Source organism: Nonomuraea sp. JJY05 (assembly GCF_043496855.1).
Taxonomy (GTDB): domain Bacteria; phylum Actinomycetota; class Actinomycetes; order Streptosporangiales; family Streptosporangiaceae; genus Nonomuraea.
This window is the reverse complement of record NZ_JBIEIS010000032.1, coordinates 1-15,784: the sequence shown is the minus strand read 5'-3', so window position 1 is coordinate 15,784 and position 15,784 is coordinate 1. Positions and strand designations below refer to the sequence as shown.

The following is a 15,784-nucleotide window of genomic DNA, read 5'->3' as shown; positions in this document are numbered from 1 at the left end:
GGTCTCAGGCGTCGAGGTCGTCGGCGACGGCCCTCAGCACCTGCGCGATCTTCTTCGCGTGGGCCGCCTCCGGGTGCTTGCCCCGCTGGTAGGAGGTCGAGACGTCATCGAGCAGCTTGATCAGGTCCTCGACGATGACGACCATCTCGTCCGGCTTCTTCCGCTTGGCCTTGGGCTTGGGCTTGGCCAGCGTCGGCGGCTGCTCGAGGATCCGCACCGAGAGCGCCTGCTGGCCCCGGCGCCCCTCTGCCACGCCGAACTCGACCTTCTGGCCGGGCTTGAGCGGGGCCGCACCTGTGGGAAGCGCGGAGGAATGCACGAAGACCTCACCGCCGTCGTCGCGGGTGAGGAAGCCGAAACCCTTGTCGGCGTCGTACCACTTGACCTTGCCACTCGGCACAGGAGGACCTCGTTCAAACAGTCGAAAAGATGGATGGATGTAGGTTATGCCCCGGAGCGCGCCAGGGCGACCGGGTAAATCCCGGGCAATTACCGGAGTTCATCATGCTTGCGCCAACCTGCGAACCAGGTGGCGAATTCGGTCAGGCTGGCCAGCGCCACATCCGCTCCGTGTTCACGCAGCTCTCCTGCCGTGTAAGGACCGGTCGCGACCGCCACGCTCACGGCGCCGCCCGCGCGCGCCGCCTCGATGTCCGCGACATGGTCACCAACATAAGCCGCCGCGCCGAACCGCGCGAGTGCCGATCCCTTCGCGGCACCGAAAACGGAACCGACCACTTCGTCCACGGCGAGGCCGAGCAGCTTGACCGTGCCGATGGCGTCACGCAGGTTCTTGCCGGTCACCACGATCACCCGGCCGCCACCGGCGCGTACGGCCTCGATCGCGTCGTACGCGCCCGCCATGGCCGTGTGCACCGGCACCCCTATTTGCGGATATATCTCCCTATAAAGGTCGGCGGCCGCGGCGACCTCCTCAGCGGGCAGCCAGTTGGCCAGCTCCACCTCCAGCGGCGGCCCCAGCCGGCTCACCACCGCCGCCGAGTCAATGGGCACTCCCAAACGCATGGACAGCTCGTCGTAAACCGCCGCGATGCCCTCTCGCGTGTCCGCCAATGTCATGTCAAGGTCGAATCCCACGGAAGTCGTCACATGTGCAGGATGCCAAACGCCGCTCTACGCCGCGTAACGGCCTCTTGTTGTGGGACCGTGGGAATGGGAAGAAAGGAATTACTTATCGGAGAGGAGCGGCCGTGACCAACGCCCCCCAACCGCCGCACGCCGGAGACCGTCTCGTCGCCTCCTCCGCCCCGCCGCGCCCGCACAGACCCGCCCGGCCCGGCGGCCCGCCCGTGACGGTCTGGAGCCGGACCGTGTCGGCCCTGGCCTATCTGGTCAAGGTCGCCTCGCGGACGGCCGCGCTGGTCGTGATCCTGTACGCGGTCTTCACGGTGTTCAAGGCCAACCCCGCCAACGTCTGGTACCAGTTCGTCGAGTCGCTCGCCGGCCGGCTGTCGCTGGGCCTGGCCAACCTGTTCCAGCTCGCCGACCCGCGCTGGACCGCGCTGGTCAACTACGGCCTGGCCGCGATCGTCTGGCTGATCATCGGCTCGGCGCTGGCGGGCCTGATCCGGCGCGCCGCTCAGTAAGTGCGGTCCCCGCTACATACTGCGACTACCCTCAAGGCGGAGGTAACAGGATAGATATGACCAGATCGACCCGTGCGCGGATCATCGACGAGGCCCTGCGGCTGTTCGCGGAGCGGGGTTACTCCGCCACCTCCGTGGCGGAGATCGAGGCCGCCTCAGGGCTCTCGCCCGGCGCCGGCGGGCTCTACCGGCACTTCAAGTCCAAGTACGAGGTGCTCGCCGCGGCGATCAACGAGCACGCCACCCGCACCAGGAGCCAGGTGGCGGAGAGCCTGGCCGAGCTGAGCAGCATGGAGGCGTCGGCGGCACTGGAAGAGCGCCTGTCCCACCTGTGCCGCGCCGGGCTGGCCAAGGTCCGCGAGGAGTCCGAGCTGACGCGGGTGTTCTTCCGCGACCTGAGCCAGTTCCCCGAGCTGGTCGCCGTGGTCCGGGAAGGGCTGCTGCAGCCCATGTTCGACGCGATCGTCACCTGGTTCCGGGCGCAGCCCGAGTACCAGGACATCGAGGTCGACTGGGCCGGCATCTCCGTGGTGCTGGGCGGCTCCGTGGTGCACTACCGGCTCTTCCAGGAGACGGTGGGCGAGCTGCCGGGCTACGCGGACAAGGACCAGTTCGTCGCCGCGTGGGTACGCCTGGCGGTCGGCTTGCTGCCCAGCCCCGCGCCGGTCAGTTGAGGTCGAGCAGCCGGTAGGCCAGCCACACCACGCCCAGCCCCGTCCCGATCATGAACATGGTGCCGCTGACGCTGTAGAACTGCGCGAAGAACGCCTGTAACCCCGGCTCGCTCCCCACCCGCAGACCCCCGACGAGCACCCCGCCCACCGAGTAGCCGAGCAGCGGCGCCCCGATCCCGAGCAGCTTGTCGCGCAGGCTCCAGGTGTCGCTGAACAGCACGAGCACCGCCCCGGCCGCCCACACCAGCACGGGGATCTCGAAGATCGCCACCGGCGGCAGGTCGAACGGCAGCAGCAGCGCGGCCACCACGAGGATGACCATCGCGGCGGCGTCGCGCGGATGCTCCTTGACCAGGGTCCTGGCGTCCCTGCCGCCGGTCGCCATGGGGTTCGCGCTGGACATGGCCACCCTGCGCAGCCCGGCGAACGGCAGGCCACGGCCCCTGCCGAGGCTCTCCTGGGCGATCCTCCGGTACGTCTGGACGCCCGGGGGCGCGTCGGCGTCGTCCACGATCGTGGGGAAGCGCCGCGTGGAGCGCTCGTCCCCGGACGGCTGCGCCGTGCTTGGGCCCCCGGACGGCTGGGTCATGCTTCGGGCCCCGGACGGCTGCGTCGCGCTTGGGGCCCCGGACGGCTGCGCCGGCGGACCCTCCTCGGCGGCGCGCGTGGTGGGGACGCCGGCCTCGGCTCGCATGGTGGGGACGCCCGCCTCGGCGAGCCGGCGCGCCTCGCGCTCCACCAGCGCCACCGGGTCGCCGAACCTGGCCAGCACCTTCGACACCTCACGCGCGTTCTGGCTGCCGCGCCGCTCCGCCTCGATCCTGGCGCGCAGCCGCTTGGCGAAGTCGAGCCGCTGGTCGGCCCTGAGCACGCCGTGGGCGGCGTCGGCCGCCTTCGAGACGTAGTTCAGGACGAGCTGGTCCGCGCGCTCTATCACGTCAAGCAATGCTGCCCCAATCAGGTGGGACATACCATGGCAACGATGGAGTTCACGGAGTGGATCAGGGGGCGCACCGACGAACAGCTGCGGGCGCTCGTCTCCGCGCGGCCCGAGCTGATCACTCCGGTGCCCGCGCATCTGGAAGGCCTGGCGTCGCGGGCGGGCAGCCCGTCGGCGATCGCCAGGGTGCTCGACCGGCTCGACCGCTTCACGCTGGCCGTCGTCGAGACGCTGGCCGTGCAGGACGGGCCGATGCCCAAGGAGCGGCTGCGCGAGCTCGTGGGCGCGGCCTTGGCCGGCGACGACGCGGAGAGCGGGCCGCGCGACGCCGAGCCCGCGCTGTCGGCCGCGCTGGACAGGCTGTTCGAGCTGGCGCTGGTCTACGGGCCCGACGACGGGCTCGATCTGGGGCCCGGCGTGCGCAAGGTGCTGGAGGACCCGGCGGGGCTCGGGCCGAGGGCGGTCGACGCGTTCCGACATCACGCACCCGAGCAGCTCGACGAGATGGCTGACGAGGTCGCGCCGGGCACCGAGGGCTCGGGCAAGGAGCGGCTGGCGGCCGCGCTGGCGCAGCCCGCCGCCCTGGTCGAGTCCGTCTCGCCCGAGGCCAGGGGCGCGCTCGACCAGCTCGCCTGGGGGCCGCCGACCGGGCGCGTGCCCAACGCCAGGCGCGAGGTGAGCCTGGCCTCCGCCCGTTCGCCCATCGAGGAGCTGCTGGCCAGAGGGCTGCTGGCGGCCATCGGCGAGGAGAGCGTGACTCTGCCGCGCGAGGTCGGCCTCTACCTGCGTGGCGGCCGGGTGCACCGCGGCCTGCTGGCCCTCCCGCCGCCGCTCGAGGGGACGGCGCGCGACCGGAAGCTGGCCGACCGTACGGCGGCCGGGCAGGCGTTCACGTTCGTCAGGTCGGTGGAGGAGCTGTGCGAGCGGTGGAGCGTCGAGCCGCCCGGCGTGCTGCGTACCGGCGGCCTGGGCGTGCGCGACCTGAAGCGCACGGCGGGCGAGCTGGACCTGCCCGAGTGGGCGGCGGCCCTGGTCATCGAGGTGGCGCACGCGGCCGGGCTGATCGCGGCGGGCGGCGGCGTGGACGGCGAGTGGCTGCCGACCTCCGGCTATGACCTCTGGCGGGTCAGGGCGACCGCCGACCGGTGGGTCACCCTCGCGCTCACGTGGCTGCACATGGACCGAGTGCCGGGCCTGGTGGGTGACCGGAGCGCAGGAGCTCGCCAGGAGAGAGCGGGCGGAGCGATGCCAACGAGTGGCGAAGCGGGCGCGACCATCAAACGCAGTGACGATCGTGACAGGCCGCTCAACGCCCTGCACACCGACCTGCGCCGCTCCTCCGCTCCCGGGGTCAGGGCGGCCACGATGGGCGTGCTCGCCGCCGCGCCCGGCCTCGCGCCGGCGCGCGACTCGGTGCTCGAACGGCTGGCGTGGGAGCAGCCGCGCCGCCGCGGGCCGCTGCGCGAGCAGCTCACCGAGTTCGCGTTGCGGGAGGCCGAGCAGGTCGGCGTGACGGGGCTGGGCGCGCTGTCGGCGCACGGGCGGGCGCTGCTGGAAGGCGGCAATCCCGCGGAGGTGCTCGCGCCGCTGCTGCCGGAGCCCGTCGACCACGTACTGCTCCAGGCCGATCTCACCGCCGTCGCGCCGGGGCCGCTGACGAGCGAGCTCAACCGCTGGATGACGCTCACCGCCGACGTGGAGTCGAAGGGCGGGGCCACCGTCTACCGGTTCAGCGAGAGCTCGATCCGGCGGGCGCTCGACGCGGGGCACGGGGGCGAGGAGCTGGTGTCGATGCTGTCCCGCCACTCGGCCACGCCGGTGCCGCAGGCGCTGTCGTACCTGGTGACCGACGTGGCCAGGCGCCACGGCCGCATCCGGGTGGGCACCGCCAGCGCGTACATCCGCTGCGACGATCCGGCGCTGCTCGATCAGATCACCGCCGACCGGCGCTCCGCCGCGCTGCGGCTGCGCAGGCTGGCCCCCACCGTGATCGCCTCCCGCTCGTCCAGGGCGGCGCTGGTCGACTCGCTGCGTGCCATGGGGTACGCGCCCGTCGCCGAGTCGCTCGACGGCGATGTGATCATCTCGCAGCTCGACAGCCGCCGTACCGAAGGGCTGGCCCCGGTCCGCGCCGTGGCGTCGCCCAACGGCCTGGACCCGGAGGTGGCGGTGGCGGCCGTGCGCGCGCTGCGGGCCGGTGACGCGGCGCACCTGGCGCGGCGCGAGCCCGTCGACGCCCCGGGCGGGCAGGTGCCGCGCGGGCCCGCGACGGCCACGATCTCGGCCCTGCAGGAGGCGATCAAGCAGGGGGTACGCGTGTGGATCGGGTACCTCGACTCGCAGGGCAACGCGACCTCGCGCATCCTTGAGCCGGCTCGGATGGAGGGCGGCTACCTGACCGCCTACGACGAGACCCGGGCCGCCGTCCACCGCTTCGCCCTCCACCGCATCACGGGCGTCGCCGGCCTCTGAACCCCCGGCACCGCCGCACTGAGTCCCCGTTGCGGGCCTCGGCGCGCGGGGCCTCGGCGCGCGGGGCCTCGGCGCGCGGGGCCTCGGCGCGCGGGGCTCGGTGCGCGGGGTCCCGCTGTGTTGGGGGCTCGCCGGGGTCCCGCGGCCCCGGCGAGCGTCATCGGGGCCGGGTCAGGCGTCCGAGGCGAGGGTCGCGGCCGGCGCGGCGACCGTGCGCGCCCGGCCGTCGTGGCACCGGCGCGTGTGCTCGGCCAGCAGCGCCAACACCCGCCCCGCCACACCCGCCGAGGGCCCGTCGCCGGATCCCAGCCGCCGCAAGTGCCACACCGCGTCGGCCGGATACCGGACGGACAGCCCGCAGCCCAGCGCCACGGCCGCCGCCGCGGCGCGCGGGTCCAGAGGATCGGCCGCCCAGGCCAGCGCGACCCTGAGCGCTTCGGGGGCGAGCGTGTCGTCGGCGCACATGTACGACAGCGCGTCCCCCGCCGCCAGCCGCTCCGCGTTACCGCCCCGCGCCCACACGTCCAGGAACTCCAGCTGGGCGTCCTTCAGCGAGTACGCCGCCAGCAACGCCACCCCCTCCGCGGCTCGCGTCCGGACGTCGGCCCCCTCGAAGGCCAGCGACCGGACCCATTCGCGCAGCGGCTGCCACAGCCAGAACCCGTACCGCCCGGCCAGCTCCGCCAGCACTTGCCCGCGATGCCGCGGCACCCGGAACGCGACGCGGCCCTCCTCATGGGCGACCAGCGGATGGGACACGCGCGGCACCCGCCGCTCCTGCGCCTGGCAGATCCGCTCAAGCCTGGCGAACTGCCGCTCGAACACCGGCCCGTCCACCCCGTCCAGGAACGCGAGCGCGGCCACCTCCCGCACCTCGTGCAGCAGCGGCTTGGTGTCGAACCAGGCCGCCACCTCCTCCCCCGAGGGCTCGTCGTCGCCCACCAGCCGTCCGGCCAGGCGCACGACCTCGGCCGGCGTCGGCAGGGTCAGCGCCAGGTCCCTGGCCCGGGTGAGCTCCTCGGGACTGTGACCCGGGCGCAGGCCGTACGCCCTGAGGCACAGGTCGAACAGCTCCCCCGGCTCCGGCGCGCTCCACGGCTGCTCCACCTCGACCGCCTGGGAGGGGGTGCCGTTCCTGGTGATGACCAGGTACGAGCCCAGCTCGGCCAGCTTGCGCGCCAGGTTGACCAGCTCGATCCGGTCGGTGCTCTCGGCGATCCAGTCGTGCAGCAGGTACGCCCGCCCCGGCTCGTACTCGGTCCTGGACAGCAGGTCGGCGGCGCTGCCGGCGGGCGACAGCACGGTGATCGTGCTCTCGGCCAGGGACATCCGGGAGAGCAGGGCGATGGCGCCCAGTCGTTTGCCGGTCTCCTCCTCGCCCACGAGGACGAGCAGATGGCGGACGCTGAGCCGGCGCACGGCCTCGGGGAAGCAGCCGGGCTCCAGGTAGGAGCGCAGGAGCGCGTCGGCGTCCCGTCTCTTCAGGTCCCTGGTGACCGGCGCGGCGAACGGCCGCAGGTACTCGTACACCGTTAAGAAGCTCTGGCCGAGCGTTATGTCATCGAGGTCGATCTCGCCCGATTCAGGCGTTTCGGTCACGAATTCACCTCAGGGTTGACTGGAAAGTTTTCTACAGAAAATAACCACGCCTAACAAGTTTCTTCTTTTACTACGAAGAGCTTGCGGAGCGTCACCAAAGCCACCCTGACCTGGTCTTTCGCGTGACGTTCGCGTTCGGGGCCGCTTGACGCGGACATGTCGATCATGACTTCCCTTGCCTCGGCAGGCCCCATGGCCCCTAGATCTTCCACCATTACACGATCTAGGCCAACAAGAAAACACGAACGACCATATAGGGAGATATGTTGTCATTTACCAGTCAACCGGGCCCCATCCATCAGGACTAGTCAAGGGTTGACGGCGTGACCACGATCGCATCAGGTTGGGCATGTGACGGAGCAAACGCTGGGCCTGTTGGCCGAGGAGTCCTGGGGCCGCTTCGACGATCACGACGCGACGTTCTACGAGGGCGTCTGGCACCGCAGCCACGCGCTCGCCGAGCGGGCGCGCCGGATGTGCGGCGGGTTCGCCGAGGGCGGGATCGGGCCCGGCGACCGTGTCGTCGTGATGATGGCGAACTCGCCCGAGGTGCCGCTGATCTACCAGGCACTGTGGGCGGCGGGTGCGGTGGTCACTCCGGTGGTGTTCCTGGTGGGCGCCGATGAGCTGCGGCACATCCTGCTCGACAGCGGCGCGTCCGCGGTCGTCACCTCGCCCGAGCTGGTGGAGACGGTACGGGCCACCGCCGTCGATATCCCGATTTATGTTGACACGGCCGACCTGGAACGGGCACCCGAACGCGGCCCGGTGACCAGGGACCCCGGCGACCTGGCGGCGCTCATGTACACCGGCGGCACCACGGGCCGGGCCAAGGGCGTCATGCTGAGCCACGGTGGCCTATGGCAGGTGGCGAAGGACGTCTGGGACACGTCCCACCAAGAAGGGAAAAATCGTGCTTTGGTGCCCGTGCCGCTCTCGCACGCGTACGGGCTGATCATCTCGGTCGCCTGGATGCACGCCACGGAGCCGCAGCAGACGGTGCTGATGCGCCGGTTCGAGCCGAAGGCGTTCCTCGCGCTGGCCGCCGAGCAGCACGTCCAGTACGGCACCGTCGTACCCTCCATGATCCGGCTGCTCCTCGCCGAGCCCCTCGAATCCCACCCGCTGCCCGACCTGTCCTTCCTCACCTGCGGCGCGGCACCGCTCGGCAGGGACGTGCTGGAGGAGTTCGAGCGCAGGGTGCCGGGCGTGCAGGTCCTCGAGGGGTACGGCCTGACCGAGACCAGCGCGGTCACCACGTTCAACCCGCCGGGCAGGCGCAAGGCCGGCAGCGTCGGGCTCCCGCTGCCCGGCTACACGATCACCATCCGCGACGGCGAGGGCGAGGAGCTGGAGACCGGGGACGTCGGCGAGATCTGCGTCTCGGGCGACGCGCTGATGCTCGGCTACTGGGGCGAGCACGACCCCGACCCCGAGGGCACCGCGCTGATCGGAGGCGAGCTGCGCACCGGCGACATCGGCTGCGTGGACGACGACGGTTACCTCTATGTGGTGGACCGGAAGAAGGACCTGATCATCCGGGGCGGCTTCAACGTGTTCCCCCGCGACGTCGAGGACGCCCTCAACCGCCACCCCGACGTGGTGGTCTCGGGCGTCGTGGGCCGCCCGGAGCCGCGGATCGGCGAGGAGGTCGTGGCGTTCGTCCAGCTCAGGCAGGACGCGACGGTGACGGCCGAGGAGCTGATCGAGTGGGCTCGCGAGCGGGTGGGGCGGGTGAAGTATCCGCGCGAGGTGAGGTTCGTGGACTCGGTGCCGGTGACGAGCGTGCTCAAACTCGACCGCAAGGCGCTGCGGGCCCGGCTCGACTGACCGCCCTGAGCCGGCGATCCGTGGTGAGATCTCACAGCGCGGTCAGGCGCGCTTCCTTTCCGTGATAAGTGTTGACGTGTCTGGAGGTGAACATGAACCAGGAAGATCCGTCGGGCTACCCGTACCAGCCCTACGGCGCCCCCTACGGCGAGCAGCAGCCGCCGCCGCAGTACGGCTACGGTTACGGCTATCCCCCGCCGCGGCGCGACGACGGGCCCAGCGCCAACGCGATCGTCTCCCTGGTGCTCAACCTCCTCGCGCTCCTGTCGTGCTGCAACGTCCTGGGCCTGCCCGGCGCGATCCTGGCCGGCCTGGCGCTCAGCAAGGCCCGCACGGAGCCGCGGACCGCCCGTACGATGCTGATCTGGAGCTGGATCATGTTCGGGCTCGGCTTCGTGCTCGGCCTCGGCCTCTTCCTCTTCCTGGGCCTCGCCGGCTATCTCGAGGACTGACGGCCGCGGCTCTTGGCCCGCCTGAGGACTAATCCGGGCCCGCGGGTTGTTGGAGTCTCGGAGCGGGAGAGCCAGGATCGGGAGACGATGGTCCTGTTGCGCGAGGCCCCGTACGGAACCCCACGGAGAAAAGCCAGTGAGCGATGGACCGCTGATCGTCCAGTCGGACAAGACACTGCTGCTCGAGGTCGACCACGAACGAGCCGACGACTGCCGTAAGGCGATCGCGCCGTTCGCCGAGCTCGAGCGAGCTCCCGAACACGTGCACACCTACCGCGTCACCCCCCTGGCCCTGTGGAACGCCCGCGCCGCCGGACACGACGCCGAGCAGGTCATCGACGCGCTGATCAGTTTCAGCCGCTACCCCGTGCCGCACGCCCTGCTCGTGGACATCGCCGAGACCATGGCCAGGTACGGCCGGCTGCGGCTGGAGAAGGACCCGGTCAACGGCCTGGTCCTGACCTCCACCGACCGGGCGGTGCTGGAGGAGGTGCTGCGCTCCAAGAAGATCCAGCCGATGCTGGGCGAGCGGCTCGGCGCCGACTCCGTCATCGTCCACCCGAGCGACCGCGGCAACGTCAAGCAGGCCCTGCTCAAGCTCGGCTGGCCGGCTGAGGACCTGGCCGGCTACGTGGACGGCGAGCACCACCCGATCGAGCTGCAGCAGGAGGGCTGGTCGCTGCGGCCGTACCAGCAGGAGGCGGCGGACTCGTTCTGGCACGGCGGCTCCGGAGTGGTCGTGCTGCCCTGTGGCGCGGGCAAGACCATCGTCGGCGCGGCCGCCATGGCGCACGCGCAGGCGACCACGCTCATCCTGGTGACGAACACGGTCTCGGCCCACCAGTGGAAGACCGAGCTGATCAAGCGCACCTCGCTGACCGAGGACGAGATCGGCGAATACTCCGGCTCGAAGAAGGAGATCCGCCCGGTCACCATCGCCACGTACCAGGTGATGACCACCAGGCGGAAGGGCGTCTACTCGCACCTGGAGCTGTTCGACGCCCGCGACTGGGGCCTGATCGTCTACGACGAGGTGCACCTGCTGCCCGCGCCGATCTTCCGGATGACCGCCGACCTGCAGGCCCGCAGGCGCGTGGGGCTGACCGCGACGCTGGTGCGCGAGGACGGGCGCGAGGGCGACGTGTTCTCGCTGATCGGCCCCAAGCGCTACGACGCGCCCTGGAAGGAGATGGAGAACCAGGGCTGGATCGCGCCCGCCGACTGCGTGGAGGTGCGGGTCACGCTGACGGACGAGGAGCGGCTGGCGTACGCGATGGCCGAGTCCGAGGAGCGCTACCGCTTCTGCGCCACCACGCCGTCCAAGACCCACGTCACCGAGGCGCTGGTCCGCCGCCACCTGGGCGAGCAGGTGCTGGTCATCGGCCAGTACATCGACCAGCTCGACGAGCTCGGCGAGCACCTCAACGCGCCGGTCATCAAGGGCGAGACCAGGATCAAGGAGCGGGAGCGGCTCTACCAGGCCTTCCGCGACAAGGAGATCCAGGTGCTGGTGGTGTCGAAGGTGGCCAACTTCTCCATCGACCTGCCGGAGGCCGCGATCGCGATCCAGGTGTCGGGCACGTTCGGCTCACGCCAGGAGGAGGCCCAGCGGCTCGGCCGGGTGCTGCGGCCCAAGGCCGACGGCGGGGGCGCCCGGTTCTACACGGTGGTCAGCAGGGACACGGTGGACCAGGAGTTCGCCGCGCACCGGCAGCGGTTCCTGGCCGAGCAGGGGTACGCGTACCAGATCATCGACGCCGACGACGTGCTCGGCGGAGTGTGATGCCCGGCCGCTCGTCGTGAGCGGCCAGGCATGTTCAGCGTGGTGTCACGTCCACGAGACTCCGCGGGCCGAAGACAATCGAACCACCCCCCTCACCTGCGTACTATCACGCCGCCTGCGACATACCCCCATGATCCGACAAACGCACCTGATATGCCCGAATTTTTCGGTATTTCCAGGTTGTTACCGAAGGGAAGCTTCGAGCCGGCGGGGGCGCCCTAACGCGCCATCAGACCGCCGAGGAACAGCACCCCCTCCGCGACGATCCAGGCGGCCACTCCCGCGCCCATGACCCGCCCGAACGTGCGCGGGTCATGCCTGGACCACGGGATGAGCCAGGCGGCCGCCGTGCAGCAGGCGGCGAGCGCGGCGAACAGCCCCGACACGGTGGAGACCGTACCAAGATGCTGCGAGCAGGTCGAAGCGGACTCGCCGCCTTGGCAGAACGCCTCCAGGCCCCAGTCCGCGAAGACGGACAACGCCCAGAGGGCGGCGAGCAGGAAGCTTGCGATCGTGGGAATGATCGGCGAAAAACGCAGCTGAATCCGCGCCATCACCTGTCCTTACCCCTCCCCGAAGACCGCTACTCACCGCCACCCTCGCGCACCGATCAGCAACCCCACACCGCGCTCGGACCCACCGGCACGGCTCGGCGATCACCGGCCCCACCCGTCACCCACCGAAGCGCTCACCCGCCCGGCAACGCCGCCCCGTCCGATCGAGCATCGCTCGCCCGGCTCGCCGCGCTACCGGCCCGGGGAGTCGCTGAGGAGCCGGGCGAGCAGCCGCGCCGATCAACACCCCACCCCTCTCCCCTGCGGAACGCTCGCCCGACTCGCCGCGGTGCCGACCCCCGGGGAGCCGCGCCGACGACGGCGGGAGGGCGCCGCGGCGCGTGGGTGGTCGGTGGGTAAATGCTTTGGAGGCCGCCCGACGTCGCCGCTAGACTGGCCGATTCGCTGCCTTTACCACCATCGTTCCCGACCCAGGGAGGCGCTTTCGCATGCCCGGACACCAGTTGGCCCCCGACATACCCTCTGACGTGCTGTCCTCCGAGCAGGCGCACCTGGCCGGGTCCAGGGCCGCGCTCAAGGCGATGCGCGCCCACGCCCAGTCGCTGTCCGCGGACGCGGCGGGCGACTGGGTGTCGCAGCAGATCCTCCAGTCCCTCCTCGACCAGCGCGTGGCCGCGCTGGCCGACCACCCCGACACCCCGCTGTTCTTCGGCCGCCTCGACCGGATGGCGGGCGACGACCTCCCCGGCACCATCTACGTCGGCCGCCGCCACGTGCACGACGGCGGCAGCAAGCCGCTGGTCATCGACTGGCGCGCGCCGGTGTCCCAGGCGTTCTACCAGGCCAGCCCCGCCAACCCCATGGGAGTCGTACGGAGGCGCCGCTTCGGATACCACGGCGGCGCGCTGACCGCGTTCGAGGACGAGCCGCTGGGCGAGGGCGGCGAGATCGGCCCGTCGAAGATCCTCACCGAGGAGATCGAGCGCCCGCGCACCGGCCCCATGCGTGACATCGTCGCCACCATCCAGCCGGACCAGGACGAGATCGTCCGCTCCACCCTGGCCCAGACGGTGTGCGTCCAGGGTGCCCCCGGCACCGGGAAGACCGCCGTGGGCCTGCACCGGGCCGCCTACCTCCTGTACACCCACCGCGAGCGGCTCGCCAGGGCGGGCGTGATGATCGTCGGCCCGAACCGGGCCTTCCTGTCGTACATCTCCTCGGTGCTCCCCGCGCTCGGCGAGGTCAAGGTCGACCAGACCACGGTGGCCGGGCTGCTCGGCGAGCACGCCGCCGACGAGGACCCGATGGTGTCGGCGGTGAAGGGCGATGCCAGGATGGCGGCGGTGCTCGAACGCGCGCTCTGGCTGCACATCGTCAAGCCCGAGGACGGCGTGGTGTTCTCCAAGGGCGCCTACCGCTACCGGGTGGCGGACTACGAGGTACGCGAGATCGTGGCCTCCTTGCGCGGTACCACGCGATACAACCCGGGCCGGGCGGCGCTCGCGCAGCGGCTGGCCCACATGGTGCTGGTGCGAATGGAGCAGCGCGGCGAATCGCCCGACGACCGGGTGCAGGACGCCGTGGCCAGGTCGAAACCGGTGAAACAGCTCGTCGATACGGTCTGGCCCAAACTAACGCCGGAGCAAGTCCTTTATCGCCTCCTCTCCGACCCGGAATTCCTTGCAAAGGCCGCTAAATCCGATTTGTCGCCTGATGAGCAAGAAATGCTCATCTGGCGGAAGCCGTACCGGAGCTGGAAGTCCGCGAAATGGTCCGCCGCGGACGCCGCGCTCCTGGACGAGCTCCGCGACCTCATGGAGCGCACCCCTTCCCTGGGCCACCTCGTGGTGGACGAGGCCCAGGACCTCTCCGAGATGCAGCTGCGAGCGCTCGGCCGCCGCTGCCGCAACGGCTCGGCCACCGTCCTGGGCGACCTGGCCCAGGGCACGACACCGTGGTCGACCAGCTCGTGGGAGTCGGTGCTCCAGCACCTGGGCCAGCGCGAGGGCGAGGTGACGGAGCTGACGCTCGGCTTCCGCGTGCCGCGGGAGGTCCTCGACTACGCCGCCCGGCTGCTCCCCTCCATCGCCCCCGAGCTGGCCGCGCCGCGGTCGCTGCGCGCCGGCCTCGGCTCACTCGCGGTACGCCCCGGCGGCTCGATCGCCCAGGCCGCCGCGGAGGTCCTCACCAGGGAGGGCTCCATCGGCGTCATTGCCCCGGACGCCCTGGTCGCCGACGTCTCCCGCGCACTGGCCGACTTCCCCCACGCCGTGCTCGGCCCCGACTCGGACGAGGAGCACCGCCTCCTGATCGTGCCCGCGACCCTGGCCAAGGGTCTGGAGTACGACCACGTCATCGTCGTGGAGCCCGCGGACATCGTCGCGGCCGAACCCAGGGGCCTGGCCAGGCTGTACGTGGTGCTGACCCGCGCGGTGACGTCCCTGACGGTCCTGCACGACAAGCCGCTGCCGGCCGAGCTCACGACCTGAACGGCGGGACCCGGCGGCTGATCGTCGGCGGGCGCGGCCGCTTCTAGGATGGCTGAGCAAGGAGCTCTCAACCTAGGAGGATGCCGTGCCAGCACCGCTTCCACATGAACACCTGCCGTCGGTTCCCGCACTCGTGGTCGAGAGCGACGACATCCAGGACGGCGAGCGGCTGAACGACCTCCACGTCTTCAACGACTGGGGCATGAAGGGCGGTAACCAGTCGCCTCGCCTCCGCTGGTCAGGCGCGCCCGCCGAGACCCGCAGCTACGCCGTCACCTGCTACGACCCCGACGCCCCCACGGGCAGCGGCTTCTGGCACTGGGTGCTGTTCGACCTCCCGGCCTCGGTGACGGAGCTGCCGGCGGGCGCGGGCACCGGCCCGGAGTTCAAGGGCCTGCCCGCGGAGGCGGTCCACGCCCGCAACGACTACGGCACCAAGGAGTACGGCGGCGCGGCCCCGCCCCCCGGCACCCCGCACCGCTACGTCTTCACGGTGCATGCTCTGGGGGTCGACAAGCTGGGCGTGGACAGCGACGCCAGCCCGGCGGTGGTGGGCTTCAACATCACCGCCAACACCCTGGCCCGCGGCCACATCGTCCCGACCTACAGCACCTGACCGCGCCCGCCGCCGCACCGCCCTCCAGGGGGCGGTGCGGCGGGCCGGAAAGGCAGCCCAAGCCCGTTGCGGCGGGCCGGAAAGAAGGACGACCCACCCGTCGCGGCGGGCCGGAAAAGGGAGACGCCCCGCCGCGGAGGGCGGGGCGTCCGAGAGACCGAGAGCGCGCCAGGCGTCAGCTCATCGCGGCGCAAGAGTCCGCGAGCTGCGGCAGCAGCTGCTCTACGAGCGGGATTCCCAGCTTGGTGTCGCCGGCCAGCGTCCCCGTGGTCATGCAGAGTGGCGCCCGCACCACGCTCAGGAGCTGGTAGGGAATCTGACTGGCGATGGTCGGGGTGTTGGACACGTACGCATGGGCAGGGACGGCGACGGCGGTCGCGGCGGCCACGCCCAAAATGGCGATGCCGAAAATACGCTTGCAGCGCGAAAGCATCCTCTACTCCTTCGTTGAGGTGTGTGATCACCACCTTTCCTCACTCGGAGTAGCGGATCAATTATGAAACGTAATGGCTGATAAACGAAAACAAGAGCGGCCCGGAAAACCGGGCCGCTCTTGTTATGAACGGCGAAGAAAAGACCTAGAAGTCCATGTCGCCGCCACCCGGCATGGCCGGAGCAGCAGCGTTCTTCTCGGGCTTCTCGGCGATGACGGCCTCGGTGGTGAGGAAGAGCGCCGCGATGGAAGCGGCGTTCTGCAGCGCCGAGCGCGTCACCTTGGCCGGGTCGAGGATGCCCGCCTCGAACATGTTGACGTACTCGCCGGAAGCGGCGTTCAGGCCCTCACCCGGGGTGAGGTTGCGAACGCGC

The 15,784-nt window shown here is 70.9% G+C and carries 15 protein-coding genes; 8 read left to right on the top strand and 7 right to left on the bottom strand.

Features of this window, described 5'->3' with window-relative positions; translation table 11 throughout:
- Positions 1–4 precede the first annotated feature (4 nt).
- Positions 5–400: a cold-shock protein gene (locus tag ACFKCF_RS39785; RefSeq protein WP_185068960.1), complete on the bottom strand. Its 396-nt coding sequence runs from the start codon at positions 398–400 to the stop codon at positions 5–7.
- A gap of 89 nt (positions 401–489) precedes the next feature.
- Entirely contained in the window at positions 490–1,110 is a 621-nt protein-coding gene (locus ACFKCF_RS39780; protein ID WP_394500486.1) for an HAD family hydrolase, read from the bottom strand.
- Positions 1,111–1,211: 101 nt separating this feature from the next.
- Between ACFKCF_RS39780 and ACFKCF_RS39775 the strand changes: the two genes are divergently transcribed.
- Both ACFKCF_RS39775 and ACFKCF_RS39770 read left to right on the top strand, forming a co-directional pair.
- Complete coding sequence (locus ACFKCF_RS39775) at positions 1,212–1,607, top strand: hypothetical protein (protein WP_394500485.1); 396 nt, start codon at positions 1,212–1,214, stop codon at positions 1,605–1,607.
- A 56-nt stretch (positions 1,608–1,663) separates the two neighbouring features.
- A complete protein-coding gene (locus ACFKCF_RS39770) occupies positions 1,664–2,281 on the top strand; it encodes a TetR/AcrR family transcriptional regulator (protein ID WP_394500484.1) in 618 nt (205 codons plus the stop codon).
- Here the strand turns inward: ACFKCF_RS39770 and ACFKCF_RS39765 are convergent.
- Positions 2,274–3,218 carry a PT domain-containing protein gene (locus ACFKCF_RS39765; RefSeq protein WP_394500483.1) on the bottom strand — a complete coding sequence of 315 codons (945 nt, stop codon included), beginning with the start codon at positions 3,216–3,218 and terminating at the stop codon, positions 2,274–2,276. The genes ACFKCF_RS39770 and ACFKCF_RS39765 overlap by 8 nt on opposite strands.
- 45 nt (positions 3,219–3,263) lie before the next feature.
- On the opposite strand from ACFKCF_RS39765, the gene ACFKCF_RS39760 reads away from it, so the two are divergent.
- Positions 3,264–5,693, top strand: coding sequence for a helicase-associated domain-containing protein (locus ACFKCF_RS39760; protein WP_394500482.1), 2,430 nt, complete (start codon positions 3,264–3,266; stop codon positions 5,691–5,693).
- Between the two features lie 171 nt (positions 5,694–5,864).
- On the opposite strand, the gene ACFKCF_RS39755 is transcribed toward ACFKCF_RS39760, so the two are convergent.
- A complete protein-coding gene (locus tag ACFKCF_RS39755; protein WP_394500481.1) occupies positions 5,865–7,292 on the bottom strand; it encodes a hypothetical protein in 1,428 nt (475 codons plus the stop codon).
- A gap of 351 nt (positions 7,293–7,643) precedes the next feature.
- Here ACFKCF_RS39755 and ACFKCF_RS39750 point away from each other — a divergent pair, with 351 nt between their 5' ends.
- The 3 genes from ACFKCF_RS39750 (at position 7,644) to ACFKCF_RS39740 (ending at position 11,357) form a co-directional block, all read left to right on the top strand.
- Complete coding sequence (locus tag ACFKCF_RS39750) at positions 7,644–9,122, top strand: AMP-binding protein (RefSeq protein ID WP_394500480.1); 1,479 nt, start codon at positions 7,644–7,646, stop codon at positions 9,120–9,122.
- 92 nt (positions 9,123–9,214) lie between these two features.
- Positions 9,215–9,574, top strand: coding sequence for a hypothetical protein (locus ACFKCF_RS39745; protein ID WP_394500479.1), 360 nt, complete (start codon positions 9,215–9,217; stop codon positions 9,572–9,574).
- 136 nt (positions 9,575–9,710) lie between these two features.
- Positions 9,711–11,357 (top strand): DNA repair helicase XPB, encoded by a 1,647-nt coding sequence (locus ACFKCF_RS39740; RefSeq protein ID WP_394500478.1) that lies wholly within the window; start codon positions 9,711–9,713, stop codon positions 11,355–11,357.
- 218 nt (positions 11,358–11,575) lie between these two features.
- On the opposite strand, the gene ACFKCF_RS39735 is transcribed toward ACFKCF_RS39740, so the two are convergent.
- A complete protein-coding gene (locus tag ACFKCF_RS39735; protein WP_394500477.1) occupies positions 11,576–11,911 on the bottom strand; it encodes a hypothetical protein in 336 nt (111 codons plus the stop codon).
- A gap of 449 nt (positions 11,912–12,360) precedes the next feature.
- Between ACFKCF_RS39735 and ACFKCF_RS39730 the strand changes: the two genes are divergently transcribed.
- Both ACFKCF_RS39730 and ACFKCF_RS39725 read left to right on the top strand, forming a co-directional pair.
- Positions 12,361–14,361: a HelD family protein gene (locus tag ACFKCF_RS39730; RefSeq protein ID WP_394500476.1), complete on the top strand. Its 2,001-nt coding sequence runs from the start codon at positions 12,361–12,363 to the stop codon at positions 14,359–14,361.
- A gap of 85 nt (positions 14,362–14,446) precedes the next feature.
- On the top strand, positions 14,447–14,977 hold the full coding sequence (locus ACFKCF_RS39725; RefSeq protein ID WP_366326714.1) for a YbhB/YbcL family Raf kinase inhibitor-like protein: 531 nt from the start codon (positions 14,447–14,449) through the stop codon (positions 14,975–14,977).
- A 175-nt stretch (positions 14,978–15,152) separates the two neighbouring features.
- On the opposite strand, the gene ACFKCF_RS39720 is transcribed toward ACFKCF_RS39725, so the two are convergent.
- Positions 15,153–15,410, bottom strand: coding sequence for a hypothetical protein (locus ACFKCF_RS39720; protein WP_394500475.1), 258 nt, complete (start codon positions 15,408–15,410; stop codon positions 15,153–15,155).
- 145 nt (positions 15,411–15,555) lie between these two features.
- Positions 15,556–15,784, bottom strand: a 229-nt coding sequence (locus tag ACFKCF_RS39715) for a TCP-1/cpn60 chaperonin family protein (RefSeq protein ID WP_394500474.1), incomplete at its 5' end; no start/stop codon positions are given.